Origin of the sequence: Streptococcus oralis subsp. dentisani, from assembly GCF_002096685.1 — a bacterium.
GTDB lineage: Bacteria > Bacillota > Bacilli > Lactobacillales > Streptococcaceae > Streptococcus > Streptococcus oralis_AD.
Map to the genome: position 1 here is coordinate 1 of NZ_NCVA01000014.1, position 577 is coordinate 577.

The 577-nt window shown below is 32.9% G+C and carries 1 protein-coding gene and 1 pseudogene; both read right to left on the reverse strand.

Going from position 1 to position 577, the window contains the following annotated elements; all coding sequences use genetic code 11:
• Window positions 1-71: 71 nt before the first annotated feature.
• Window positions 72-338, reverse strand: coding sequence for a disulfide bond formation protein (locus B7705_RS00155; protein WP_084946697.1), 267 nt, complete (start codon window positions 336-338; stop codon window positions 72-74).
• 32 nt (window positions 339-370) lie between these two features.
• Window positions 371-577, reverse strand: a pseudogene (locus B7705_RS00160) (hypothetical protein); the annotation flags it as partial.

Here is a 577-nt window from a genome sequence, read left to right on the forward strand (position 1 = left end):
TCCATTTCTCCATATCTGAAAGAAGTTTCGACCTATTCTCTTCTGTTCGATTCGATGAAAAATGTTGTAAACTATCTTTTATGTTCATTCTTTTTCAATTCCTTATCTAAATCTTGAAGTAAGTAAATGATCTCACTTTGATAATGCGTTGTCTCATCTGCAAACATTCTAACTAGACTTTTAAGATTTATGTTTTTTGCTACTTCTCCACTTTCTACAATTTCATTTGCTAATTGATAAATACTTTGAATTGAGCCTGTAACATTTTTTTGTTTGGGGTACTCTTCTTCAATAATAAAAACAATTTTTTCAGCAATCCGCTTTAAACTACTTGTCATATCTCTTTTCTCCCTCAATTATTGATAATCCATCAATTAGGAACTATTCTAAAATCCGAAATCCATTCTAATGGCCAGTCTTGCGGTAATAATATTTGGTCCGCACCGCCTTTTAGAACAGTCCCTGATAAAGAAATCTTCTGTGGCGCAACTTTTCCAATACTCAGTGTTTCTCCTTTAGGAATTCGAATCTCTACTTCATACATTCGAGTATTTTTCCATTCGGGAAGTAATGCAGT